Origin of the sequence: Actinacidiphila polyblastidii (genome assembly GCF_036353415.1) — a bacterium.
GTDB lineage: Bacteria > Actinomycetota > Actinomycetes > Streptomycetales > Streptomycetaceae > Actinacidiphila > Actinacidiphila polyblastidii.
This window is the reverse complement of record NZ_JAZEWV010000004.1, coordinates 239,809-264,155: the sequence shown is the minus strand read 5'-3', so window position 1 is coordinate 264,155 and position 24,347 is coordinate 239,809. Positions and strand designations below refer to the sequence as shown.

The 24,347-nt window shown below is 73.5% G+C and carries 22 protein-coding genes, 1 tRNA gene and 1 pseudogene; 17 read left to right on the top strand and 7 right to left on the bottom strand.

The window, feature by feature from the left end:
- Positions 1–168: 168 nt before the first annotated feature.
- Positions 169–828 carry a response regulator transcription factor gene (locus V2S66_RS08020; RefSeq protein ID WP_330793916.1) on the bottom strand — a complete coding sequence of 220 codons (660 nt, stop codon included), beginning with the start codon at positions 826–828 and terminating at the stop codon, positions 169–171.
- Positions 829–998: 170 nt separating this feature from the next.
- Here V2S66_RS08020 and V2S66_RS08015 point away from each other — a divergent pair, with 170 nt between their 5' ends.
- The gene (locus V2S66_RS08015) at positions 999–1,973 is read left to right on the top strand and encodes a quinone oxidoreductase family protein (protein WP_330793816.1); all 975 of its coding nucleotides are present in this window, start codon (positions 999–1,001) and stop codon (positions 1,971–1,973) included.
- Between the two features lie 146 nt (positions 1,974–2,119).
- On the opposite strand, the gene V2S66_RS08010 is transcribed toward V2S66_RS08015, so the two are convergent.
- A complete protein-coding gene (locus V2S66_RS08010) occupies positions 2,120–3,442 on the bottom strand; it encodes a sensor histidine kinase (RefSeq protein ID WP_330793815.1) in 1,323 nt (440 codons plus the stop codon).
- Between the two features lie 148 nt (positions 3,443–3,590).
- Entirely contained in the window at positions 3,591–4,826 is a 1,236-nt protein-coding gene (locus V2S66_RS08005; RefSeq protein WP_330793814.1) for a sensor histidine kinase, read from the bottom strand.
- A gap of 170 nt (positions 4,827–4,996) precedes the next feature.
- On the opposite strand from V2S66_RS08005, the gene V2S66_RS08000 reads away from it, so the two are divergent.
- The 13 genes from V2S66_RS08000 to V2S66_RS07940 all read left to right on the top strand — a co-directional run bounded on the left by V2S66_RS08000 (position 4,997) and on the right by V2S66_RS07940 (position 16,841).
- A complete protein-coding gene (locus tag V2S66_RS08000) occupies positions 4,997–5,386 on the top strand; it encodes an NADH-quinone oxidoreductase subunit A (protein ID WP_330793813.1) in 390 nt (129 codons plus the stop codon).
- A gap of 56 nt (positions 5,387–5,442) precedes the next feature.
- Positions 5,443–6,030: an NADH-quinone oxidoreductase subunit B gene (locus tag V2S66_RS07995; RefSeq protein WP_413966329.1), complete on the top strand. Its 588-nt coding sequence runs from the start codon at positions 5,443–5,445 to the stop codon at positions 6,028–6,030.
- Complete coding sequence (locus tag V2S66_RS07990; RefSeq protein WP_330793810.1) at positions 6,027–7,199, top strand: NADH-quinone oxidoreductase subunit C; 1,173 nt, start codon at positions 6,027–6,029, stop codon at positions 7,197–7,199. The genes V2S66_RS07995 and V2S66_RS07990 overlap by 4 nt, the downstream gene beginning before the upstream one ends.
- On the top strand, positions 7,196–8,158 hold the full coding sequence (locus tag V2S66_RS07985; RefSeq protein ID WP_330793809.1) for a complex I subunit 1/NuoH family protein: 963 nt from the start codon (positions 7,196–7,198) through the stop codon (positions 8,156–8,158). The genes V2S66_RS07990 and V2S66_RS07985 overlap by 4 nt, the downstream gene beginning before the upstream one ends.
- 3 nt (positions 8,159–8,161) lie before the next feature.
- Positions 8,162–8,788: a NuoI/complex I 23 kDa subunit family protein gene (locus V2S66_RS07980; protein WP_330793808.1), complete on the top strand. Its 627-nt coding sequence runs from the start codon at positions 8,162–8,164 to the stop codon at positions 8,786–8,788.
- Positions 8,785–9,381, top strand: a complete 597-nt coding sequence (locus V2S66_RS07975; protein WP_330793806.1) for an NADH-quinone oxidoreductase subunit J family protein — start codon at positions 8,785–8,787, stop codon at positions 9,379–9,381. The genes V2S66_RS07980 and V2S66_RS07975 overlap by 4 nt, the downstream gene beginning before the upstream one ends.
- Positions 9,381–9,764 carry an NADH-quinone oxidoreductase subunit NuoK gene (gene nuoK, locus V2S66_RS07970; RefSeq protein ID WP_330793804.1) on the top strand — a complete coding sequence of 128 codons (384 nt, stop codon included), beginning with the start codon at positions 9,381–9,383 and terminating at the stop codon, positions 9,762–9,764. Before V2S66_RS07975 ends, nuoK begins: the two co-directional genes overlap by 1 nt.
- Entirely contained in the window at positions 9,761–11,755 is a 1,995-nt protein-coding gene (locus V2S66_RS07965) for an NADH-quinone oxidoreductase subunit 5 family protein (RefSeq protein WP_330793803.1), read from the top strand. The genes nuoK and V2S66_RS07965 overlap by 4 nt, the downstream gene beginning before the upstream one ends.
- A gap of 6 nt (positions 11,756–11,761) precedes the next feature.
- Positions 11,762–13,384: a complex I subunit 4 family protein gene (locus V2S66_RS07960; protein WP_330793802.1), complete on the top strand. Its 1,623-nt coding sequence runs from the start codon at positions 11,762–11,764 to the stop codon at positions 13,382–13,384.
- Complete coding sequence (locus tag V2S66_RS07955; protein ID WP_330793801.1) at positions 13,384–14,955, top strand: NADH-quinone oxidoreductase subunit N; 1,572 nt, start codon at positions 13,384–13,386, stop codon at positions 14,953–14,955. The genes V2S66_RS07960 and V2S66_RS07955 overlap by 1 nt, the downstream gene beginning before the upstream one ends.
- Positions 14,956–15,077: 122 nt before the next feature.
- Positions 15,078–15,938: a zinc metalloprotease HtpX gene (gene htpX, locus V2S66_RS07950; protein WP_330793800.1), complete on the top strand. Its 861-nt coding sequence runs from the start codon at positions 15,078–15,080 to the stop codon at positions 15,936–15,938.
- Positions 15,935–16,327 carry a YccF domain-containing protein gene (locus V2S66_RS07945; protein WP_330793799.1) on the top strand — a complete coding sequence of 131 codons (393 nt, stop codon included), beginning with the start codon at positions 15,935–15,937 and terminating at the stop codon, positions 16,325–16,327. Before htpX ends, V2S66_RS07945 begins: the two co-directional genes overlap by 4 nt.
- A gap of 58 nt (positions 16,328–16,385) precedes the next feature.
- The gene (locus V2S66_RS07940) at positions 16,386–16,841 is read left to right on the top strand and encodes a peroxiredoxin (RefSeq protein ID WP_330793798.1); all 456 of its coding nucleotides are present in this window, start codon (positions 16,386–16,388) and stop codon (positions 16,839–16,841) included.
- Positions 16,842–16,900: 59 nt separating this feature from the next.
- Here the strand turns inward: V2S66_RS07940 and V2S66_RS07935 are convergent, their stop codons facing one another.
- Positions 16,901–17,389 carry a YajQ family cyclic di-GMP-binding protein gene (locus V2S66_RS07935; RefSeq protein ID WP_330793797.1) on the bottom strand — a complete coding sequence of 163 codons (489 nt, stop codon included), beginning with the start codon at positions 17,387–17,389 and terminating at the stop codon, positions 16,901–16,903.
- Between the two features lie 221 nt (positions 17,390–17,610).
- On the opposite strand from V2S66_RS07935, the gene V2S66_RS07930 reads away from it, so the two are divergent.
- Positions 17,611–17,692: transfer RNA gene (locus tag V2S66_RS07930), tRNA-Tyr, on the top strand.
- Positions 17,693–17,775: 83 nt separating this feature from the next.
- On the opposite strand, the gene V2S66_RS07925 is transcribed toward V2S66_RS07930, so the two are convergent.
- Both V2S66_RS07925 and V2S66_RS07920 read right to left on the bottom strand, forming a co-directional pair.
- On the bottom strand, positions 17,776–18,732 hold the full coding sequence (locus V2S66_RS07925; protein WP_330793796.1) for a formylglycine-generating enzyme family protein: 957 nt from the start codon (positions 18,730–18,732) through the stop codon (positions 17,776–17,778).
- Between the two features lie 189 nt (positions 18,733–18,921).
- Positions 18,922–20,325 (bottom strand): sulfatase family protein, encoded by a 1,404-nt coding sequence (locus tag V2S66_RS07920; RefSeq protein WP_330793795.1) that lies wholly within the window; start codon positions 20,323–20,325, stop codon positions 18,922–18,924.
- A 541-nt stretch (positions 20,326–20,866) separates the two neighbouring features.
- Here V2S66_RS07920 and V2S66_RS07915 point away from each other — a divergent pair.
- Positions 20,867–21,457: a hypothetical protein gene (locus V2S66_RS07915; protein WP_330793794.1), complete on the top strand. Its 591-nt coding sequence runs from the start codon at positions 20,867–20,869 to the stop codon at positions 21,455–21,457.
- 325 nt (positions 21,458–21,782) lie between these two features.
- On the opposite strand, the pseudogene V2S66_RS07910 reads toward V2S66_RS07915, so the two are convergent.
- Positions 21,783–22,738: pseudogene (locus V2S66_RS07910) on the bottom strand (aldo/keto reductase).
- A 169-nt stretch (positions 22,739–22,907) separates the two neighbouring features.
- On the opposite strand from V2S66_RS07910, the gene V2S66_RS07905 reads away from it, so the two are divergent.
- On the top strand, positions 22,908–24,296 hold the full coding sequence (locus tag V2S66_RS07905; protein WP_330793793.1) for a serine hydrolase domain-containing protein: 1,389 nt from the start codon (positions 22,908–22,910) through the stop codon (positions 24,294–24,296).
- The last annotated feature ends 51 nt before the right edge of the window (positions 24,297–24,347 follow it).

The following is a 24,347-nucleotide window of genomic DNA, read 5'->3' as shown; positions in this document are numbered from 1 at the left end:
CCGGTCATCGTACGTCGGTAAGGATGGCCTTCCCGGGACGTCCCGCAATGTGGAAGCGCCGGATTCCCGGGTACCCCTGGGCCATCCAGCGGCGCGACCGATGTGGGGCCTCCACCGGTCGGCAAGCTGGAAGTAACCCGCGGGCCCGCCGGGCCGCCGCCGGTCGCGCTAGGAGTTCAGATACGTGAGCACCGCGAGCACCCGCCGGTGGTCGCCGTCGCTCGGCGCGAGCCCCAGCTTGAGGAAGATGTTGCTCACGTGCTTCTCGACCGCGCCGTCGCTCACCACGAGCTGCTTGGCGACCGCCGAGTTCGTCCGGCCCTCGGCCATCAGCCCCAGCACCTCCCGCTCCCGCGGGGTCAGCCCGGCCAGCACGTCCTGCTTGCGGCTGCGGCCGAGCAGCTGCGCGACGACCTCCGGGTCGAGCGCGGTGCCGCCCCGGGCGACCCGCACCACCGCGTCCACGAACTCGCGGACCTCGGCGACGCGGTCCTTCAGCAGATAGCCCACGCCCCGGCTGCTGCCCGCGAGCAGCTCGGTGGCGTACTGCTCCTCCACGTACTGCGACAGCACCAGCACGCCGATGCCGGGGTGGTCCTTGCGCAGCCGCACCGCGGCGCGCACGCCCTCGTCGGTGTGCGTGGGCGGCATCCGCACGTCCGCCACCACCACGTCGGGCGGCGCGCCCTGGTCCGCCAGCTCGCGCACCGCCTTGAGCAGGCCCTCCGCGTCGCCGACGCCGGCCACCACGTCATGGCCCCGGTCGGTCAGCAGGCGGGTCAGGCCCTCCCGCAGCAGCACCGAGTCCTCGGCGATGACCACCCGCACCCTGTCCTCCACCGTCTCCAGCCCCCGTCTCGCCGCCGGCCCGTCCGGCCGGCTGTCCCAGCATCCCAGCAACCACCGGGGAATGGGGAATACGGTTTGCGGTGGGCAAGGTTGCGCCCGGCAACAAGGGGAAGGCCGCGGTACGGGTCGTCCCAGGGAGAGGAGAGCGCGTGCGCGCGGTCGGTTTCGACGTCATCGGTGGTCCTGAAGTGCTGCGCCCCGTGGAGGTGCCGGTCCCGTCCGCCGGCCCCGGCGAGGTGCTGATCCGGGTGGCGTACGCCGGCGTCAACCACGGCGAGGTGGAGCACCGGCTCGGCGACTTCGGCGCGCCGGACGGCATCACCGTGCCCGGCCTGGAGGTCTCCGGCGAGATCGCCGTCGTCGGGCCGGGCGTCACCGGCCTCACCGTCGGCGACCCGGTCGCCGCCTACCTCCCCGACGGCGGCGGCTACGCCGAGTACGCGGTCGCCCGCGCCGACTTCGCCTTCCCCCTCGACGGCATCTCGCTGCGCGACGGCGGCGGTGCGGGGCTGACGCTCAGCGCCGCGTACGGGCTGCTCGCCGGAGCGGGGCGGCTGGCCGCCGGCGACTCGGTGCTCATCCACGCGGCGGCCGGCGGGGTCGGCTCCGCGGCCGCGCAGATAGCCCGCGCGCTGGGCGCCGCCGTGGTCCACGGCACGGTCGGGTCGCCCGCCAAGGCGGACTACGCGAAACGTTTCGGCTACGACGCGGTCCACACCCGCGACGGGTTCGCCGAACACCTCTCCGACCTCGACCTGGTCCTCGACCCGATCGGCGGGCCCACCCGGCTCGCCAGCCTCGGCGTGCTCGCGCCCTTCGGGCGGGTCGTGGTCTACGGGGAGGCCGCCCGGCACCCCGACCTGAGCCTGCCGGTGCGGCCGCTGTGGAGGAACAACCGCGCCGTGACCGGCTACGACATCGCCGACCTCGGCCGCCGCGCCCCCGCCCGGCTCCGCGCCCACGCCCTCGCCGCGCTCTCGCTCCTCGCCTCCGGCGCGATCCGCCTCGACATCACCTCCGAGCTCCCCCTCGCCCACGCCCCCCTCGCCCACGCGACCCTCCAGTCCGGCGCGAACATCGGCAAAACCCTCCTCTCCGTCACCACCTTCCGCGCCGGACGCTGACCCGCGCCCCGCGGGCCCGCCCCGCCGTGGGCGGCCCCGGCGGGGGCGCCGGCCCGTTCTCGGGGGCGCGGGGGACTGCGCGGCGTGCCACGACGGGGGCTGTACGTCGTCAGCGGCCCGGAGGGCCCGGCGGGGGGTGCGCGGGGCTAGACCCGCCAGGGGAGCTCGGCCGAGATGCGGGTGGGCCCGCCCGGGGGCGAGTCGACGGCGAGGACACCGTCGACGGAGGCGAGCCGCCCGGCGAGGCCCGCCAGACCGGACCCGGCCCCCAGCGAAGCCCCACCGCGCCCGTTGTCCCCGACGTGCACCATCAGCCGGTCCGCGACCTGCCACACGTCGACGGTCGCGCGCGAGGCGCCACTGTGCTTGGAGACGTTCTGGAGCAGCTCGGAGACGGTGAAGTAGGCGATGCCCTCGATCGCCGGGACCGGCCGCCCCGGCAGGTCGACGGTGACCGCCACCGGCACCGTGCAGCGGGACGCCAGGGAGGACATCGCGGCGTCCAGGCCGCGGTCGGTGAGGATCGCCGGGTGGATGCCGCGGGCGAGGTCCCGCAGCTCCTGGAGCGCGATCTTCACCTCGCCGTGCGCCTCCTCGACCATCGCCGCGCCCGCGGCCGGGTCCTCCAGCAGCTTCTCCTTGGCCAGGCCGAGGTCCATCGCCAGGGCGACCAGCCGGGCCTGCGCGCCGTCGTGCAGGTCGCGCTCGATCCGCCGCAGGTCCGCCGCCGCGGTGTCGACGACCACGCCCCGGTCGGACTCCAGCTCGGTGACCCGGGTGGCCAGCCGGGACGGGCCGAGCAGCCCGCCGACCAGGTACCGGTCGACGTGCGCCATGCCCCGCGTCACCCACGGCCCGGCCAGCACCAGCGTGCCGCCGACGAGCACGCTCAGCGCCATGTCGGCCGGGGTGTGCAGCCACCAGCCGTGGTGGCCGTCGTCGCTGCCGTAGATCTGCAGGCCCTGCTGGCCGAAGGAGACCGGGAAGATCCACCGCCACAGCGGATAGGTGAGCAGGCCCCAGCCGTAGCAGAAGAAGCTGATCGCGACCGAGAAGCTGAAGACGCCCCACGGGAAGTGGACCAGGCAGTAGAGCGCGTGCCGCCAGTTCACCCCGCTGCCGAGCTGCGCGCCGAGGCGGGCCAGCAGGCCGCGGCCCTTGACGGGGGTGGGACCCGGCTCCTCGACGTCGAGCCACAGCAGCGCTCGGGCGCGGGAGCGCTCGACGTAGCCGATCGCGCGGCACCCGCCCAGCGCCAGCACCAGCAGCGGCAACCCGACGAAGGTGATCAGCAGCCCGGCGCCCACCGAGAGCATGGTCACCGTCCAGACGAAGCCGACGATGCCCATCGGCAGGTTGAGCAGCAGGTACCCGAACTCCCGCCAGGTGCGCGCTTCGAACGGCGCGCGCAGCGCCGGCGGGAGGACGTGCGCGCGTTCGCGCTCCTGCGGCGGGAAGCCGTATGCCATGGCGGGGACCGTCCTTTCTGGGCTGCCCGTCCCCGGGCCGCTCGTCCTACGTCAAGGGTGCGCGGCGGCGGCCCGCGCACCCATGGTGCGGATCGGCCTCTTGGGGGTGGGGGTAGCCCCACCCCAGCTCGCGCGGGGTGCCGGCGGGTCAGCCGCGTGCCGCCGCGGGCCGGCGGAAGTCCCGGTCACGCCAGGGGAGTTCGGCGGTCACCACGGTCGGCCCGCCGACCGGGGAGCTGACCACGAACAGGCCGTCCACCGAGTCGAGCCGTTCGGCCAGCCCCGCCATGCCCGAGCCGGAGGACGCGTCCGCGCCGCCCCGGCCGTCGTCGCGCACCTGGATCATCAGCCGGTCGGCGGCCCGCCACACGTCGACGGAGGCGCCGCGCGCACGGCTGTGCTTGGAGACGTTCTGGAGCAGCTCGGAGACGGTGAAGTAGGCGATGCCCTCGATCGCCTCGGCGGGCCGCGCCCGCAGGTCGACGGTGACCGCCACCGGCACCGTGCAGCGTGACGCCAGGGAGGACATCGCGGCGTCCAGGCCGCGGTCGGTGAGGATCGCCGGGTGGATGCCGCGGGCGAGGTCGCGCAGCTCCTGGAGCGCGATCTTCACCTCGCCGTGGGCCTCGCCGACCATCCTCGCCGCGGCCGCCGGGTCCTCCAGCAGCTTCTCCCTGGCCAGGCCGAGGTCCATCGCCAGGGCGACCAGCCGGGCCTGCGCGCCGTCGTGCAGGTCGCGCTCGATCCGCCGCAGGTCCGCCGCCGCGGTGTCGACGACCACGCCCCGGTCGGACTCCAGCTCGGCGATCCGCTGCTCCAGCTCGTCGGAGGGCTGGAGCAGCCCGCGCACCATCACCCGGTCCACCGTCGTCATGCCCCGGGCCAGGAACGGCAGCACCGGCCAGGCGACGATCAGCGCGTTCAGCGTGACGACGAAGGTGAGGATGCCCCACGGGAAGCGGGCCGCGAAGTACAGCGCGTGCCGCCAGCCCACCGGGTCCTTCAGCGCCGCCCACAGCCACGGCAGGAAGCCCAGCGTGCTCGGCCGCAGCGGCCGCGGCTCGTCCACGTGCACGCCCAGCAGCTGCCGGGCCCGGTTGCGCTCCAGCCGGCCGAGGCCGCGGCTGCCGGCCAGCCCGAAGGCGAGCAGCGGCAGCCCGATGACGGTCACCGACAGGCTCAGGCCGACCGCCAGCATGGTCACCACGTACACGAACCCGACGATCGCCATCGGCAGGTTGAGCAGCAGGTATCCGACCTCACGCCAGGTCACCGGGTCGTACGCGAAGCGCGGCGGCGGCAGCGGATCGTTCGACGGGGGCGGGGACCCGGCGGCTGCCGGGCCGGGCGGGGGGAGGCGGCCGGGGGCGGACGAGGTGTTCATGGGGCAAGCGTGCCGGGCCCGGGGCGGGCCGCGCCATGGGGAGCGCGCTCCGCCCGTGGTGGGGTTATCCCCAGGTACGGCTGTGAGCGCGGGTTTGGCCAGGGCCTAGACTCCCTCCGTATAAATCGTCTAAAGATCCACACGGATCGCTGGACACCACCGGTCTACGAGTGAACGAGGGGCGGACGGACGTGGACTACTTCCACGGCTACTCGGTCGTCGGCCTGGTCGCGGTCGTCGGTGTGCTCTTCGTGGCGGTCGCGTTCGCGGGCGGCCGGCTGCTGCGGCCCGTCGTGCCGACCCAGGAGAAGATGCTCACGTACGAGTGCGGGGTCGACCCGGTCGGCGAGGGCTGGGCGCACACCCAGATCCGCTACTACGTGTACGCGTACCTCTACGTGATCTTCGCGGTCGACTCGATCTTCCTGTTCCCGTGGGCCACCGTGTTCGCGGCGCCCGGGTTCGGCGGCACCACGCTGGTGGAGATGTTCGTCTTCATCGGCTTCCTCGCGGTCGGGCTGCTGTATGCCTGGAAGAAGGGCGTACTCGAATGGACATGAGCGAGGCGAAGGGCGGCGCGGCCGCCCCCCGGCCGGTGTCGCTGCCCGAGCCGCAGATGCCCGGAGCGCAGCGGCTCGAACCGCAGCGGCTCGGGCCGCTGGCCCGGCTGGCGCCGGAGCCGATGAAGGTGGTCCTGAACTGGGGCCGCCGCTACAGCCTGTGGGTCTTCAACTTCGGCCTGGCCTGCTGCGCGATCGAGTTCATCGCGGCGTCGATGGCCAAGCACGACTTCATCCGGCTCGGCGTGATCCCCTTCGCGCCCGGCCCGCGCCAGGCCGACCTGATGATCGTCTCCGGCACGGTCACCGACAAGATGGCCCCGGCCGTCAAGCGGCTGTACGAGCAGATGCCCGAGCCGAAGTACGTCATCTCCTTCGGGGCGTGCTCCAACTGCGGCGGCCCGTACTGGGACTCGTACTCCGTCACCAAGGGCGTCGACCAGATCATCCCCGTCGACGTCTACGTGCCCGGCTGCCCGCCCCGGCCCGAGGCGCTGCTGCAGGGCATCCTCAAGCTCCAGGAGAAGATCGCGCGCGAGTCGCTGGGCGAGCGGTACGGGTCGGACGCCGCCGCAGGGCGGCCCTCCACCGCGGCGCTGACCAGCGGGCTGGTCGCGCCGCCCGCGACACCGGGGGAGCGATGAGCGGCTTCGACGCGCTGCCCGAGGCGGCCGCGGAGGTCTTCGGCGAGGGCGCGAGCGCCGCACAGGCGTACGACCTGCTCACCGTCGACGTGCCCGCCGCGTCCTGGATCGCCGCGCTGACCACCGCGCGCGACGAGCTGGGCTGCACCTTCTTCGACTGGCTGAGCGCCGTCGACGAGCCGGGCGAGGGATTCCGCGTCTGCGCGCACCTCGTCGCGCTGGGCGAGCCGGCCGCCGGGTCGGCGGGCCACGGCGTGCGGCGCCTCCTGGTGCGCACCACCGTGCCGTACGAGGACGCCGCGCTGCCGACCGCGACCGGGGTGTACGCGGGGGCCGGCTGGCACGAGCGGGAGACCCACGAGATGTTCGGCGTCGGGTTCCCCGGGCACCCCGGGCTGGCGAAGCTGCTGCTGCCCGAGGAGTTCGAGGGGCACCCGCTGCGCAAGGACTTCGTGCTGGCCGCCCGGGTGGCCAAGGCGTGGCCCGGCGCGAAGGAGCCGGGCGAGTCGCACGACGGCGGCCCCAAGCGGCGCCAGATGCTGCCGCCCGGGGTGCCCGACCCCAACGAGTGGGGTCCGCTCAAGGGCCAGCTCCCGCCGGCCCCGGCGCGCACCCCCCGTGCGGGCGCGGGCCCCGCGGGCCGTGCCGGCGCGGCCGGCGAGCGGCCGCCGCGGCGGATGCGCAGCGCCTCGGGCGGCTCCGCGAGCCAGGCCGGTGCGGAGCCTTTCGCACCGGCGGAGCCCGGGTCCTCCGCGGCCCCGCAGGCCCCGGCGGCCCCGCCGCGCGAACGTGTCCCGGACGCCCCGTGGGAGCAGCCGCCCCCCGAGCCGAAGGCCGACGCGGCGCCGAAGAAGGACGCCGAGCCCGAGCCGAAGGCAGATGCGGCGCCGAAGGCCGACGCCGCGCCGGAGCCGGACGCCGAGCCCGAGCCGAAGGCCGACGCGGCGCCGAAGGCTGACAACGCGCCGAAGCCGGACGCCGAGCCCGAGCCGAAGGCCGACGCGGCGCCGAAGGCTGACAACGCGCCGAAGCCGGACGCCGAGCCCGAGCCGAAGGCCGACGCGGCGCCGAAGAAGGACGCCGAGCCCGAGCCGAAGGCCGACGCCGCGCCGGAGCCCGGCGACGGGCCTGAGAATGCTGACGAACCCCCCGCCGGAGGCGCGACGTGAACGACACGCTGGACGTCGTCCTGCGGCTGGTCGCCGTGCTCGTCGTGTTCCTGACCCTCCCGCTGCTGGTCGGCCAGACCGAGCACAAGGTCATGGCGCACATGCAGGGCCGGCTCGGCCCGATGTACGCGGGCGGTTTCCACGGTTGGGCCCAACTCGTCGCGGACGGGGTGAAGTTCGCCCAGAAGGAGGACGTGGTCCCGGCCGAGGCCGACCGCAGGATCTTCCAACTGGCGCCCGCCGTCGCCCTGCTGCCGTACCTCGTCGTGCTGATCGTCATCCCGGTCGGGCCGCACGGCTTCGTCGGCCAGGCCGTCGACGCCGGCCTCTTCTTCGTCCTGGCCGTGATGGGCGTCGGCGTGCTCGGCTCGCTGATGGCCGGCTGGGCCTCGGCGAACAAGTTCTCGCTGCTCGGCGGCCTGCGCACGGCCGCGCAGCTGATGGCGTACGAGCTGCCGATGCTGCTCGCCGGCGCCTCCGTCGCGATGGCCGCGGGCACGCTGTCGCTGCCCGGCATCGTCGAGTCGTACCACTGGTGGTGGACGCTCTGGCAGCTGATGGGCGGCCTGGTGTTCTTCACCGCGGGCCTCGCCGAGCTGCAGCGGCCGCCGTTCGACATGCCGGTCGCCGACTCCGAGATCATCTTCGGCGCGTACACCGAGTACACCGGCCTGCGCTTCGCGCTCTTCCTGCTCGCCGAGTACGCGGGCATCGTGGTGCTGTGCGGGCTGACGACCGTGCTGTTCCTCGGCGGCTGGCACGGCCCCTGGTCGGGCAGCGTCGGCTGGCTGTGGACGCTGCTGAAGACCGGCCTCCTCGCGTTCGTGGTGATCTGGCTGCGGGTCAGCTACCCGCGGCTGCGCGAGGACCAGCTGCAGAAACTCGCCTGGACCGTGCTGATCCCGCTCGCCCTGGCCCAGATCGCCCTCACCGGCGTCGTGAAGGTGGTGACCTCCTGACCCATGGGTATCCCCGGATCCGGTCTGGCCAAGGGCCTGGCCGTCACCCTGCGGACGATGACCAAGCGGTCCGTCACCGCGCAGTACCCCGACGCGCAGCCCGAACTGCCGCCGCGCAGCCGCGGCGTCATCGCGCTGTTCGAGGAGAACTGCACGGTCTGCATGCTGTGCGCACGCGAGTGCCCCGACTGGTGCATCTACATCGACTCCCACAAGGAGACGGTGCCGGCGGCCGCCCCCGGCGGGCGGGAGCGCAGCCGCAACGTGCTGGACCGCTTCGCCATCGACTTCGCCCTGTGCATGTACTGCGGCATCTGCATCGAGGTGTGCCCCTTCGACGCGCTCTTCTGGTCCCCGGAGTTCGAGTACGCGGAGACGGACATCCTGGACCTCACCCACGAGCGCGACAAGCTGCGCGACTGGATGTGGACCGTGCCCCCGCCGCCGCCGCTCGACCCCGCCGCGGAGGAGCCCAAGGAGATCGCGGCCGCGCGCAAGTCGGCGGAGAAGGCCGCCGCCGCCCGCGCCGCCCAGGAACCGGCCCCCACGGAACCGGCCCCCGCGGAACCGGCCCCCGCGGAACCGGACGCGTCCGGGCCGGACGCCGGCTCCGGGGAGGGTGACGCGTGAACGTCTCCGCCGCCGCCCACCACCCCGGCTTCCTGTCCCCGACCGGCGTCGAGATCACCTTCGTCCTCGTCGGCCTCGCCACCCTCGGCGCCGCGCTGCTCACCGTCACCACCCGGCAGCTCGTGCACGCCGCGCTGTGGCTGGTCGTCGCGCTCGGCGGCCTGGCCATCGAGTACCTGCTGCTCACCGCGGAGTTCATCGCCTGGGTGCAGGTGCTGATCTACGTCGGTTCTGTGGTCGTCCTCCTGCTCTTCGGGCTGATGCTCACCAAGGCGCCCATCGGCCGGTCCCCTGACGCCGACTCGGAGAACCGCTGGGTGGCCTTCGCGGTGGCCGCCGCGGCCGCGGTCACCCTGGTGTGGGTGGTCGCCGACGCCTTCCGGTCCAGCTGGATCAACCTGCACGGCACCGTCCAGGGCTCCTCCCGGGCCACCGGCGCGAGCCTCTTCCGGCACTGGGTGCTGCCCTTCGAGGCGCTCTCCGTGCTGCTGCTGGCCGCGCTGGTCGGCGCGATCGTGCTCTCCCGCCGCGACCCCGTCGCCGACCAGGCCGCGGCCGCGTCGGCGCCCCGTACCGGCGGCAAGGAGAACTGATGCACCTGGCCTATCCCGCCGTCCTCGCGATCCTCCTGTTCTGCGTCGGCGTCTACGGGGTGCTCGCCCGCCGCAACGCGATCCTCGTCCTGATGTCCGTCGAGCTGATGCTCAACGCCGTCAACCTCAACCTGGTCGCCTTCGACGTGTGGCTGCGCGACTCCCTGCACTCCGGCCAGGCGCTCACCCTGTTCACCATCACCATCGCCGCCGCCGAGATCGGGCTCGGCCTGGCGATCGTGCTGCTGGTCTTCCGCAACCGCGGCAGCGCCGACATCGACCGCCTCACCGGCCTCGCCGACCGGGACGGGCGCCCGCACCCCGACCACGACGCGGCGCCCGCGCCGGCGGGCGACGACGAGAAGGCCGAGGCCACCGCGTGACCCTGACCGCCCTTGCCGTGCTCGTCCCCGTCCTGCCCTTCCTCGGCGCGGCCGCCGGGCTGCTGGTCGGCCGGCGCGCACCCGGCTTCGTCCGGCCGATCGCCCTGCTGCCGACCGCGCTGTCCTTCGCGCTCGCCATCGTGGTCGCCGCCCGCCAGGGCACCGGCGCGCCCACCGACGCCGCGCACCGGCTGGCCGCCACCGGCACCGTCCCGATCGACCTGGCGCTGCACCTGGACGGCTTCTCGGTGCTGACCGCGGTGCTGGTCGGCCTGGTCGCCACCTGCGTGCAGGTCTACTCCGTCGCCTACCTGCGGGACGACCCGCGCTATCCCTCCTACGCCGCCCTGGTCTCCCTGTTCACCGCCGCGATGCTGCTGGTCGTCTACACCGGCGACCTGATGGTGCTGCTCGTCGGCTGGGAGGTGATGGGCATCTGCTCGTACTTCCTGGTCGGGCACTACTGGGAGACCGAGACCGCCCGGTCGGCCTCCCTCAAGGCGTTCCTGGTCACCAAGCTCGGCGACGTCCCCTTCCTGATCGGCGTGTTCGCGCTCGCCTCGGACGCCGGCACCTTCCGGATCAACGGCATCCTCACCGCCGCCACCCACCACGAGCTGGCGCACCCGACGGTGATCGCGCTGCTGCTGCTCGCCGGAGTCGCCGGCAAGTCCGCGCAGTTCCCGCTGCACACCTGGCTGCCCGACGCGATGGCAGGACCGACCCCGGTGTCCGCGCTGATCCACGCGGCGACCATGGTGGCCGCCGGCATCTACCTGGTGGCCAGGCTGCTGCCGGTGTTCACCGCGTCCGCCGCCGCCCTCGCGGTGCTCGCCGCGATGGCCGCCGTCACGATGGTCGGCTCCGCGCTCGCCGCCCTCGCCCAGGACGACATCAAACGGGTGCTCGCCTACTCGACGATCGGCCAGCTCGGCTACATGGCCGGGGCGCTGGCGGTCGGCGACCGCGACGCCGCCGTCTTCCACCTCCTGTCGCACGGTGCGTTCAAGGCCCTGCTCTTCCTCGGCGCGGGCGCCGTCATCCACGCCTCCGGCACCAACTCGCTCACCGCCATGTCCCGGATGGGCGCGCTGTCCAAGCGGGTCCCGGACGCGATGTGGACGATGGGCATCGCGCTGGCCGCCCTGGCTGCGCTGCCGCCGCTGTCCGGCTTCTTCTCCAAGGAGTCGGTGCTGCGCGCCGCCGAGCACGCCTCCTCCGGCGACACCCCGCTGGTGCCGTCGGCGGTCGGCTGGACGGTGCTCGTGGCCGGCCTGGCGACCGCGGTGCTCACCGCGGGCTACGCCACCAGGCTCTTCCTGCTGGCCTTCCGCGGCAGCGGCCCGGAAGCGCCCGACCACGGCAGGCAGCCCTTCCTGATGACCGGCGTGCTGTGGGTGCTGGCCGTGCCGACGATCGCCTTCGGCGGCCTCACCTACCGCGAGCTTCCCGACTGGTTCGACCACAGCCCGCTCGGCCCGACGCTCATCACCTCCGTCCTCGGCGCCGGCCTGGCCGTGGTCGGCGTGGTCGTGGCCTACGGCGCCTGGTCGGCCACCGCCCAGCTCCGCCACGACCACCCGATCGGCGCGGTCGTCGCCGAGGCCGCCGACGCGGACGCCGAGCCCGAACTCGTCGAGGCGGAGGCGATCGACGCCCACGAGGAGATCTACGGCGACATCGCGGCCTCCGACGACCCGGGCGACCCCGGCCGGCTGCTGCTCGGCCCCCTGCACCGGCACGCCGCCCGCGGCTTCCACCTCGACGCCCTGTACGCCCTGCTCTTCGTCCGCCCGGTGCTGGCCGCCGCGAACCTGGTCCGCTTCCTGGACCGCGACGTGGTGGAGACATACGTCCGCGGTGCGGGCGGCACCCCCCGGCTGCTGGGCGCCGCGGTCCGCCGGGCGCAGACCGGAAACGTCCAGACGTACCTCAGCGCGCTGCTGGCCGGTGCCGTCGTCCTCGCCGTCCTCGTCGCCGTCGGAGCGTGACCACCCGTGAACGACACCGCACTCCAGTACCTCCTCGCGGCGATCCTGGTGCTGCCGCTGCTCGGCGCCGTCGCCGCGCTGCTGCCCGCACCGCCCGGACTGCGCGGCCGTGACCCCGGCCAGGCAGTCCTGCGGCACGGCGTCACCGTCACCGGCGCGGTGCTCGTGCTGTCCCTCGTGCTCGCGGCCGGTTTCGACCACGGCCACCCGGCGCGGATGCAGGCCACCACGGACCTCACCTGGATCCCCGCGCTGCGGGTCCACCTCCACCTCGGCATCGACGGCATCTCGCTCCCCCTTCTGGTCCTGACCGCGCTGCTGACCTTCCTGTGCGCGCTCTACTCCTACTTCCGCCCGCCGGCCGCCTCCGGCCAGGCCGCCTCCGGTGCGGACGCCGGCGCGCCCACCGCCCGTACCGGCGGCCCGTCTCCGAAGGCGTTCGTCGCGCTGGTGCTGCTGCTGGAGTCGGGCACCCTCGCCACCTTCGCGGTGCTCGACCTGATCCTGTTCTTCCTCGCCTTCGAGACCGTGCTCATCCCGATGTACTTCCTGATCGCCCGCTGGGGCGGAGGCGACCGCGAGCGGTCGGCCCTGCGCTTCATCCTCTACACCGTCCTCGGGTCCGTGGTCATGCTGCTGGGCCTGCTGCTCATCGGCGTGAAAGCGGGCACGTTCGACATGGTGGCACTCGCCACTGACAACGGGTCATCGCTCAGTCACTCCACGCAACTGATCGCGGTCCTCGCCGTCGGCCTCGGCCTCGCCGTGAAGGCCCCGATGTGGCCGCTGCACAGCTGGCTGCCGGACGCCCACACCGCCGCGCCGACCGTGGGCTCGGTGCTGCTCGCCGGCGTGCTGCTGAAGATGGGCACCTACGGCCTGGTGCGGATCCTGCTGCCGATGGCCCCCGAGGGCATGCACACCTTCGCCCCCTACCTCGCCGCGTTCGCCGTCGTCGGCATCGTCTACGGGTCGCTGGCCTGCCTCGCGCTCGCCCGGCAGGGCAACGGCGGCGACCTCAAGCGCCTGATCGCGTACTCCTCCGTCGGCCACATGGGCTTCGTGCTGCTCGGCATCGCCTCGCTCAGCCCGGCCGGCGTCAACGGCGCGCTCTTCGCGAACATCGCCCACGGCCTGATCACCGGCCTGCTGTTCTTCCTCGTCGGCGCCGTCAAGGACCGCTACGGCTCCAGCGACCTCGACCAGCTCGCCGGCCGCACCGGCGCCGCGCTGTACGGCCGCGTGCCGCGCCTCGGCGGCCTGCTCGCCTTCGCCGCCGTCGCCTCGCTCGGCCTGCCGGGCCTGGCCGGGTTCTGGGGCGAGATGCTCGCGATGTTCGGCGCGTTCCGGCCCGGCGGCGGTCTCAGCAGGCCCGCCTACCTGACGTTCACCGCCGTCGCCGCCTTCGGCACCCTGCTCACCGCCGCGTACCTGCTGACCGTGGTCCGCAGGATCTGCATGGGCGACCGCGACACCGCGCACGCCCAGCCGGTCCTGGCCGACGTGCGCGGCTACGAGTTCGCCGCCTGGACGCCGCTGGCCGCCCTCACCGTGCTGGCCGGACTGTGGCCCGCCGTCCTGCTCGGCCTGACCGACCCGGCCGTCCGCTCCCTGCTCGGAGGCAACTGATGCCGTCCCTCGTGCAGTCCGTCGACTGGACGGCGCTGACCCCGGTGGTGGTGCCGGCGGCGCTCGCGGTGGCCGTGCTGGTCGCCGACCTCTTCCTGCCGCCGGCCCGCAAGGCGCTGCTCGGCTGGGTGACCGCGGCCGGCCTGCTCGCCGCGGGGCTGACCCTGATCCCGCTGCGCGACGGGCACCGCGGCACCTTCTGTCAGACCCCCGGTGCATCCTGCTCCTACGCCGCCGACCACTTCACCCTCGTCATCCAGGTGCTGGTGCTGGGCGGGGCGCTGCTGACCGCCCTGCTCTCGCTGGCAACCGGGACCACCGACGGCACCGGTGAGCCGCCCAGCGGCGAGTACTGGTTCCTGCTGCTCTCCTCGGCCGCGGGCGGTGCGCTGCTGCCCGCCTCCCGCGACCTGATCACGCTGATCGTGGCGCTGGAGGTCACGACGCTGCCCGCCTTCGCGCTGGTGGGGCTGCGCCGCGGCGACCGGCTGGCCAGCGAGGCGGCGCTGAAGTTCTTCCTGTCCTCGGTCACCGCCACCGCGGTCTCGCTGCTCGGCATCAGCTTCGTCTACGCCGCCACCGGCACGGTCAACCTCTCCGAGGTCGCGACGGCCCTCGCGCACACCCCGGGGCAGCTCGACCACCTCGCCAAGGTCGGCGCCGCCCTGACGCTGGTCGGCTTCGCCTTCAAGCTGGCCGCGGCGCCCTTCCACTTCTGGGTGCCCGACACCTACGTGGGCGCCCCGCTGCCGGTCGCCGCGTACCTGTCGGTGGTGGGCAAGGCCGCCGGGTTCTCCGGGCTGATCCTGGTCACGGTGATCGCCTTCCGCCCGTACCACGACGTGTGGGGGCCCGCGCTGGGCGTGCTGGCCGCGCTCACCATGACCGTCGGCAACGTGGGCGCGCTGCGGCAGCGCCCCGACGCCGAGCGCGGCGCGGTCCGGCTGCTCGCCTGGTCCTCGATCGGCCAGGCCGGCTACCTGCTGGTCCCGATGGCCGCGGCCGCCTCGGCGCGGAGCCCGGCGCACGAGATCGGCGCGACCGTGGCGTACGCGCTGATGTACGGCGTGGTGAACCTCGGCGCCTTCGCGGTCGCGGCCCTGGTGACCCGCGGCGCGCCCGCGGGGCGGCTCGACGACTACCGGGGCCTGTACGCGGCCCGGCCGCTCAGCGCGCTCGCCCTGGCCTTCTTCCTGCTGTGCCTGGCCGGGCTGCCGCCGGGCGTCGTCGGCCTCTTCGCCAAGGTCGTGGTCTTCTCCTCCGCGGTCGGCGCGCAGCACGGCTGGCTCGCGGTGATCATGGCGGTCAACGTGGTGATCGCCCTCGCGTACTACCTGCGGTGGACCGCGCTGCTCTTCACCCGTCCGGGGCAGGGGGCGCCCGCGATCCCGGCGCAGAGCCCGGCCGCAGCGGCCTCCGCGGCCCCCGGGGCCGGTGCGGCCGCCTCCGCGGCCGTGGCGGGCACGCCGTTCGCGCTCGGCGCGGCCATCGCGCTCACCGCCGCGGCCGGGCTGGTGCTCTCCGGGGCGCCGCAGATCGTGTTGCGCTACGCCCAGGGCGCACTGCTGTGAGCAGGCGCTTTGGTCGCGCTGCGTACGCGCACGGGAACCAGTGGCGCTCAGGTGGCGTTGGCGTGGGTAGGAGGTTCTCCTGAAGGGGGAGGTCCCCCCGGCCACAGAATTTGGAGGGCGCCGTGCACAGCCGGCACAACGGGTTGAAGACCGCCGTACTGCTCGGCGTTCTGTCTGCCATCATCCTGCTCATCGGCAGCCTGTTCGGCCGGGTCGGGCTCATCGTGGCGCTCTTCATCGCGCTGGGCACCAACGCGTACGCGTACTGGAACAGCGACAAGCTGGCGCTGCGGGCGATGCGGGCCCGGCCGGTCAGCGAGTTCGAGGCCCCCGCGCTCTACCGGATCGTGCGGGAGCTCTCCACCAGCGCGCGCCAGCCGATGCCGAGGCTCTTCATATCGCCCACCGAGGCGCCGAACGCCTTCGCCACCGGACGCAACCCGCGCAACGCCGCGGTGTGCTGCACCGAGGGCATCATGCAGATACTGGACGAGCGCGAGCTGCGCGGCGTGATCGGCCACGAGCTGAGCCACGTCTACAACCGGGACATCCTCATCTCCTCGGTGGCCGGCGCGCTGGCCTCGGCGATCGTCTTCCTGGCGCAGTTCGCGATGTTCATCCCGATCGGCCGCTCGGACGACGACGAGGGCCCCGGCATCCTCGGCGTGCTCATGCTGATGATCCTCGGCCCGCTGGCCGCCTCCCTCATCCAGCTCGCCGTCTCCCGCTCCCGGGAGTACGAGGCGGACGCCTCCGGCGCCCGGCTGACCGGCGACCCGCTGGCGCTGGCCTCGGCGCTGCACAAGCTGGACGCCGGCACCAAGCAGCGGCCGCTGGCTCCCGAGCCTAGGCTGGAGACGACGAGTCATCTGATGATCGCCAACCCGTTCCGCCCGGGCGATGCGTCGAAGCTGTTCTCCACCCACCCGCCCATGGCCGACCGCATCGCGCGGCTCGAAGAAATGGCAGGTACCCCCCGGTGAGAACCATCCTCAACGTCATCTGGCTGATCCTCTGCGGGCTGTGGATGTGCCTCGGCTACTTCCTCGCCGGCCTGCTGTTGTGCATCACGATCATCGGCATCCCGTTCGGCATCGCCGCCTTCAGGATCGGCATCTACGCGCTCTGGCCGTTCGGCTACACCGCGGTCGAGCGCCGCGACGCCGGCGCCGGCTCCTTCGTGGGGAACGTGCTGTGGGTGATCCTGGCCGGCTGGTGGCTGGCGCTCGGCCACATCGTCACCGGCCTGGCGCTGTGCATCACGATCATCGGCATCCCGTTCGGCATCGCGAACTTCAAGCTGATCCCGCTGTCGCTGATGCCGCTGGGCAAGGAGATCGTGCCGAGCGACGAGCCGTTCGGCGTGCGCTGACCGGGGCGGCGCCGGGGCCGTACGGTGTGAGGTGACACCTCACACCAAGGAGACGACGATGTCCCTGCAAGTCGGCGACAAGGCACCGGACTTCACGCTCCCCGACCAGTCCGGCACGCCCGTCACGCTCAGCGCGAAGCTCGCCGAGAAGGTCGTCGTGCTGTACTTCTACCCGAAGGACAACACGCGCGGCTGCACCGCCGAGGCGTGCAGTTTCCGCGACAGCTACGAGAGCTTCACCGACGCCGGCGCCGAGGTCATCGGCGTCAGCTCGGACAGCGTCGAGTCCCACGAGAAGTTCGCCGGCCGCCACGACCTGCCGTTCGTCCTGCTCTCCGACAAGGCCCGGACGGTCCGCAAGCAGTACGGCGCCACCACGCTCGGCGTCGTCCCCGGCCGCATCACGTTCGTCATCGACCGGGACGGCGTCATCCGGCACGCGTTCTCCGCCATGGGCAGCATCGGCGCGCACGTCGACGACGCGCTCGCCGTCGTCAAGCAGCTCACCGCCTGACACAGCGGCCGCCCGCCCCCGAGCCGGGGCAGGCGGCCGCTACCGGCACCGGGGACGCGTCACCGGTAGTTGACGAACTGCAGCGCGAAGTCCAGGTCCTTGCCCTTGAGCAGCGCCTGCACGGACTGCAGGTCGTCCCGGCTCTTGGAGCTGACGCGCAGCTCGTCGCCCTGCACCTGGGCCTTGACGCCCTTCGGGCCCTCGTCCCGGATGATCTTCGCGACCTTCTTGGCGTTCTCCTGGGAGATGCCCTCCTCGATCGAGGCGAAGATCTTGTACTCCTTGCCGGACAGCTGCGGCTCATCCGCGTCCAGCGCCTTCAGCGAGATGCCCCGCTTGACGAGCTTGGTCTCGAAGACGTCGAGGATCGCCTTCACACGCTCCTCGGAGTTCGCCTCCATGAGGATCTTCTCGCCCGACCACGAGATCGACGCCCCGACGTTCTTGAAGTCGTACCGCTGCGAGATCTCCTTGGCGGCCTGGTTGAGGGCGTTGTCGACCTCCTGCCGCTCGACCTTCGAGACGATGTCGAAACTGGAGTCGGCCATCTTCAGTGGGCTCCTTGGCTGTGTTCCTCCGGTGGCCCTCGGTGGTCCACCGGTTCGGTCAGCGGCCCGGTCCCGCGGACCGCGCCACCCGCCACCCTAGCCACCCGGCCCGCCCCGCACCCTGATCAATCCGGTGGCGGACCACCCCTCCGGATCAGGTATCGTTTACGTCGTCGCCAAGGACCACCGCCTCGCGCGGATCGTCCTCGGCGTCATCCCATGGCGGTATGCCCGAGTGGCCAATGGGAGCGGACTGTAAATCCGTCGGCTTAGCCTACCGTGGTTCGAATCCACGTGCCGCCACGCGTCTTGAGGGGTCTGGGACCAGCGTTTTCGCTGGTCACAGGCCCCTCAGTCGTTTGCGGGGGAGCAGGGTCGCGCGGGGTTCAGCGGGCCACGCGGAAGCCGATGTTGCCGGTTGAGCTGTCCGGGGTGTTGGAGCTGCGGGCGCCGACCCGGTAGCGGTTGCAGTAGGACGCGTGGCACAGGTGGGAGCCGCCGCGCATGACGCGCGCCGTGCCGTCGGGCGGGCCGGCCGGGTCGTGGCGCGGTCCGGTGCGGTGGAAGTCCGGGCTGAACCAGTCGGCGCACCACTCCCATACGTTGCCCACCGTGTTGAACAGGCCGAAGCCGTTGGGCCGGTGCGCCGTGACGGGCACGGTGCCCGGTCGGCTGCCGGGCGAGGGGAGGGGGAAGTCGCCCTGCCAGATCGCCAGCATCCGCCGCCCTCCGGGAGCGAGTTCGTCGCCCCAGGGGTAGCGCTTGCGGGCCAGCCCGCCACGGGCGGCGTACTCCCACTCCGCCTCCGTGGGCAGCCGGGTGCCCGACCAGTCGCAGTAGGCCAGGGCGTCGTGCCAGGACACGTGGACCGCGGGGTGGTTCTGCCGGTCGGCGAAGGTGGTTCCGGGGCCGAACGGCGCCCGCCAGCTCGCGCCGTCCACCGCCCGCCACCAGGGGGTGCCGGCGACGGGCGGGGAGACGGGACGCAGCTGCTGCGGCAGGAAGGACTGGAACACGTAGGAGAAGCCGAAGCGTTCGGCGTCGGTCACGTGGCCCGTCTCCTTCACGAAGGACGCGAACTCCGCGTTGGTGACGGTGGTCGGGGAGACGGCGAAGGCGCCGATCTCGACCTCGCGGACCGGCCCCTCGCCGTCGGCCGGCACCCCGTCCGGGTCGTCGGAGCCCATCTGGAAGCGCCCGCCGGGCAGCGGGAGGAGGCCCCGCGCCACCCGTACGGCCGCCGTGCCGCGCGGCGCCCGGACCGGGGGCGCCGGGGGTGCGAGGTGGAGGTCGGCGGGGCCGTGACCGGGAACGCAGCACGACGCGTGGGACCGGGCGTCCATGGGGGTGTGGCCTCCTGCGGGAGCCGGCCGCCTCGGGCCGGACGACGGGCGGGGTGACGTGCGGCGTGAGGTGCGCGGTGGGGCGGGGTGACCTTCGGGGCGGCGGGCGGGGCCGCGGGTGCCGGGGCCGGACCCCCGGCACCCACCCGGTCAGGAGACCGGCTCAGCAGCCCGTCTCAGGAAACCGGCTCAGGAGGCGCGATCCGCCGCCAGCTGCGCCGCCAGCGCCGGAATGCCGAGCGCGGCCTCCTGCGCCGGGGTGGCCTGGTAGAGCAGGTTGGTCAGCTGGTACGGATCGTTGACCAGGTCGTAGTACTCACGCGCGACCAGTTCCCCGGTGCCCACCTCCTGGCCGGTGCTGTCGGTGTGCAGCGCGTAGTACTCGGTGTACTGCCGCGACGCGCTCACCGTGGAGGCCCAGGTGTGCGGGTCGCTGCCCGGGTTGCGGTGCCACCACTCGACCAGCAGGTGGTCGCGCCGGTTCGAACCGAGCAGCGAGTGACCGTTCTGCGGGGTGTCGGGCGTGATCCCCGCCGCGTCGAGGATGGTGGGCGCGATGTCGATGTTCGCCACGATCCGGTTGTCGACCTTGCCGCCGCTGAGCCCCGCCGCCGGCCAGGAGACGTAGAAGGGCACCTCGATCGACGGACGGTACGGCACCGACTTGGCCGTCCACCCGTGGTCGCCCCAGCAGTAGCCGTTGTCGCCGAGGTAGAAGACCAGGGTGTTCTCCAGCTGGCCGAGCGCGGCGAGCTTGTCGTGGATCTCCTGCACCGCGTCGTCCACCGAGAGCAGGGTGCGCAACTGGTTCTGCCGGATGGTGCGCCCGTCGTCCAGGGTGTGGGTGGCGTTCTGGATGTACGCGGGCTTGTCGCTGCGGTCGGCCTCGGGGACCGAGGGGCGTCCGTTCCACGCCGGGACGGGGGTGTTGGCGTACTTGGCGTCCGGGGTGTTCGGGCCGTGCGGGGCCTTCGGCGCGACGAAGGCGAACCAGGGCCGGTGGTCGGTCGCCGCGGCGTCGATGAAGGCCAGCGTCCGGTTCTTGATCACCGTGGTGCTGTAGCCGGCGATGCCGTGCACGGTGCCGTTGTCGTTGTACGTGCCGTTGTTGTAGACGACCGGGTCGAGGAGCAGCCAGTCGTCGAAGTGGGCCGGGTTGTCGGCGGAGCGCCAGGCGTTGAGGTACTTGCCGAACAGCCCGGTGCGGTAGCCCGCGTCGTGCAGGTACCGCTGCACGGTGGTGTGCTGGTCCAGGTTGTACGGGCTGCTGTTGTCGCGGACCCCGTGGTTGTGGGCGTACCGGCCGCTGAAGATCGACGAGCGGGACGGTGCGCACAGCGGCGTGCTCACGTGGCCGTGGGTGAACTTCACCCCGTTGTCCACCAGCCAGCCCAGCGTTTTCGGGGTGGCCCACTCGGTGGCGTTGGGCTGGTCGTCGGTGAGGATGACCAGGATGTTCGGGCGTGACCCGGCCGCGCTCTGGGCGGCGGCGGGTCCGGCAGCGGCGATACCCGTCACGGTGGCGGCGGTCACCGCGGCCGCGCCGGCGAGGAATCCCCGCCGGCCGAAGCCCGGTTGGTCGTTACTGCTCACAGTCGTACCCCTTCTGGACGGGAGAGCGGGTTGCGGATGTGCGAGCGAGCGAACGAGCTGATCCGGCCGAACGCTGCCCCGACGCGGGGACGCGACCGATCGGTCCGGGCAGGACGCTACGGTCGGGCGCGAAGACGCGGCAACGACAAGTCCGCTGCTGACACGCCGGTTTCACGCGGCCTTCGTATGTTCATACGGTGGCAACACTGCCGTGACGAACGAAGTCTTCTGGGGCAGCAGTTGCCATCGCGTTGGGTGCTGCGGCTGTCACCGCGGCTGTCGCCGCGGCTGTCACCGCGGCTGTCGCCGCGGTCGGCGCCGCGCCCGGCCGGACGGCCTGCCAGGCTCCACGGCATGACCGGAACGGAAAGGCTCACTGACCGTGCTGCCGCCGCAAGGGTCGCCGTGGCGGGGCGGACGTGCCGTGGCGTGGTCGGGGGAGGGCGGGGGCCGGGGGCCGGGGGGCCGGGGGCCGCCCCGGCGGGGGTACGCGGCCGCTCCTCCGTTCGCCGCGACTGCGCTCACGTCGCACTCTGGTCGTATGAGCGAGCCGACGTCGGGGCAGGGGGGCCACCCGGAGCGTGACGAGTCCCGGTGGGGGGCCGGGGTGGGGCCGCCGCACGCGCCGGGGGAGCCGGCGGTGCAGGAGGAGGTGGTGACCGGCTGGAGCGACCACGGTGCGGGGGGCCAGGACGGGCCGACGCCGCCGGACGGGCCCACGGGCAGCGGGCACGTCCACTCGCCGCCGCCGAAGCGGTGGCGCAGGTGGCCCTGGATCGTCCTCGCGGGTCTGGTCTTCCTCGGCGCCGTCGCCGGCATCGCGACCGCCGTCCACGGCGAGTCCACCAAGCAGGTCACCGTGCGGTACAGCATCACCGGTACGGCCCGCGACGTCGCCGTCGCCTATTCGACCTGGCACGGCGGGAACATCTCGACCACCAAGGAGACGGTGAAGGCGCTGCCGTGGCACCTGAAGGTGACCACGAAGGAGTACCGCACCGGCGGCTCGCTCGCCGTGACGCTGGGCGCCTCGGGTGGCACCGTGACCTGCGCGGCCGTCAAGGACGACGGCAAGGTGCACACCGACACCGCCAGCGGGCCCTCCGCGACCGCCTACTGCTCCGGCTTCTGACCCGGGGGCCGCGCCGGACGTCTCCTGACGCCGCCGATCGCGGCCGGTCCCGCCCGGAGGGGGCCTGGCGCGGCAGGCGCGGCGCGAGGCCGTCGAGGACGCCGTCGAGGCCCTGGCCGAACGTCTCGGCGCGCAGGGCGCCCGGGTCGGGCCGGTGGGCGTGGCCGGCGGCGGCACGCCGCGCGGCCTCCGTCGTGCCCTGCCGATCGCATACGGCAGCGCGCCGCCGATCGCCCGGCCGGCCTCGGGGGATCCGGCGTCGCCGAAGAGGCCGGCCAGCCGTTCGGCGTACGCCATCAGGGGGGGCTGAGGCGGGCCGGGCCGGTCAGCCGGCGTCCGCGTGCACCGCCGTGGGCCGGGCCAGCTCCTCGGGGCTGAGGACGAGCCCGGCCGCCGCGACGTTCCCGGCTCGTTCCCGGCTGGGTGCGCCGGGTTCCCGGTGCCGGGAATGGCCAGCACAGGGCGGCCCAGGTGCAGCGTCCAGGCGAGCCTGACCTGTGCCGGCGTCGCGCCGTGGCGGCGGGCGACCGCGAGACCTCGTCGTGCTCGGCAGGCGCGCCGGCCGCCGCTCCTGCCCTCGCGCCGGCCGCCGCTCCTGCCCTCGCGCCGGCCTCGCGGCCCTCGCCCGCGATGGCGAAGAACAGCACGAAGGCGATGCCCAGTTCACCGCTGCGCCGCAGCAGGTCGTCGGATTCCGCGCGGCGGCCGTCCAGGCCGTAACGGTTCTGCACGCAGACCACCGGGGCGATCGCCCGCGCCTGCGCGAGGTGCTCGGCGGTGACGTTGGACACGCCGAGGTGGCGGACGAGCCCGGCGGCACGGAGGTCGGCCAGCCCGCCGAAGTGCTCGTCGATCGGGCCCGCGCCCATGGCGCGGAGGTTGACCACGTCGAGGTGGTCGCGGCCGAGCCGGCGCAGGTTCTCCTCGACCTGGCCGCGCAGCTGCTCGGGCCTGGCCCAGGGCAGCCACGCACCGGACGGGTCGCGCCCGGGGCCGACCTCGGTGACGATCACCAGGTCGTCGGGGGCGCGAGCGCGCGGTTGATCAGCTCGTTGGCCGAACGCAGCGAGGAGAAGGAGAAGGCGGCGGTGTCGATGTGGTCGACGCCCGGCTCGACGGCGCGCCGCAGCACCCCGATGGAGCGTTCGCGGTCGCTCGGCGTGCCGAGGTCGAAGGCGCCGCCGCCGGTCAGCCGCATCGCCCCGAACCCCAGCCGGTTGACCGTCAGACCACCCGGGTCCCAGGTGCCGCGGCGGCCGCGGTGATCTCCTCGGAAGCCATCCGCGCAGTCCGCCATCCGGTCTCCCCACCCGGTCTGCCCCCGGCCTGCGGGGGAACCGCGCCGAGCGGCCCCGCCAAGATCCACCCCGCTTGATCAATTCCGTGCGCCACACACGCAACGCACGTAGCGTGGGCATCAGTTGTCAACACGACAGAACGGGAGTCCCACGTGTCCCCTCGTCCCTCGGGTTCAGACGCAGAGCCAGGCGCAGGCGCAGGCTCGGGTTCCGGCGGTGCGGACGGCGGCGTCCGCACCCCGCGCGCGGCCCGCCGCGCCCGCGGCCCGCGTACCGCCCTCGCCGCGCTCGCCGCCCTCGGCGCGGTCGGCTCGCTGACGGTCGGCGCGGCCGCGGGCAGCGCCCAGGCCGCCGGGGCGCGGACCACGGCCGCGTCGCCGGCCGCGCGCCCTGCGGCGGGCGCCCCCGACCTGACGGGCCTGCGCAGCGCGCTCCAGAGCGTCGTGGCGGCTGGTTCTCCCGGTGTCTTCGCCCAGGTCAGCGACACCGCGGGCGGCGGCGGCACGGTGAGCGTCGGCACCGGCGACCGCGGCGCGAACACGCCCGTGGACCCGCTCGGCCAGTTCCGCGTCGGCAGCATCACCAAGAACTTCACCGCGGTGCTCGTCCTCCAGTTGGAGGCGCAGCACCTGGTGGACCTGGACGCGCCCGCCACCGGCTACCTCGCGGCCGGCGTGCTGCCCGCCGGGTCGCGGATCACCGTGCGCGAACTGCTGAACCACACCAGCGGCCTGTACGACTACACCAACGACCTGCTCGCCGGCTCCACCATCCCCGGCTACCAGAACTTCCGCTACCAGGTCTACGACCCGGCCGACCTGGTAGCGCAGGCCGTGGCGCAGGGATCGCAGTTCACACCGGGCAGCCGGTACCAGTACTCGAACACCAACTTCGTGGTGCTCGGCCTGCTCGTCGAGCACGTCACCGCGGAGCCGTACGCCCAGGTGCTCGCCGACCGCGTCCTCACGCCGCTCGGGCTGACGCACACCCGCTTCTACGTCCCGCAGACCGGCATCGGCGGCCCGCACGCGAACGGCTACCTCACCGACGACGACCGCAGCAAGCCGATGCTGGACGCGACCGAGCAGACCGCGTCGTGGATCTGGACGGCCGGCGCGGCCATCTCCAGCACCGCGGACCTGAACGCGTACTGGCGGGCGCTCGCCGCCGGCACGCTGATGCCGCAGGCGCAGGTCGCCGAGATGGAGACGATCGCCCCGATCGACTCGACCTCCGGCTACGGCCTCGGCATCCGGCAGTACACGCTCTCCTGCGGGGTGCAGGTCTACGGGCACGACGGGATCATCGAGGGCTACCAGACCTACTCGTACACCACCAAGGACGGCTCCCGGCAGCTGACGGTGTCGGCGAACGCCTCCAACAACGGTGACGTCTTCGCCGCGGAACGCGCCGCGCTGGACCCCGCGTTCTGCGGCAAGTCCACCGCCCCGGCCGGCGCGGCGCGGCACGCCGCGGCCGACTCCGCGCGGATCGCCGACGAGGAGACGAAGGGCCTGGCCCCCCAGGCCGTACGGCGGTAGGACTCCGCGTCCCCCCAGACCCGCGCCCCCGGGCCCCCGTCCCGGTGTTAT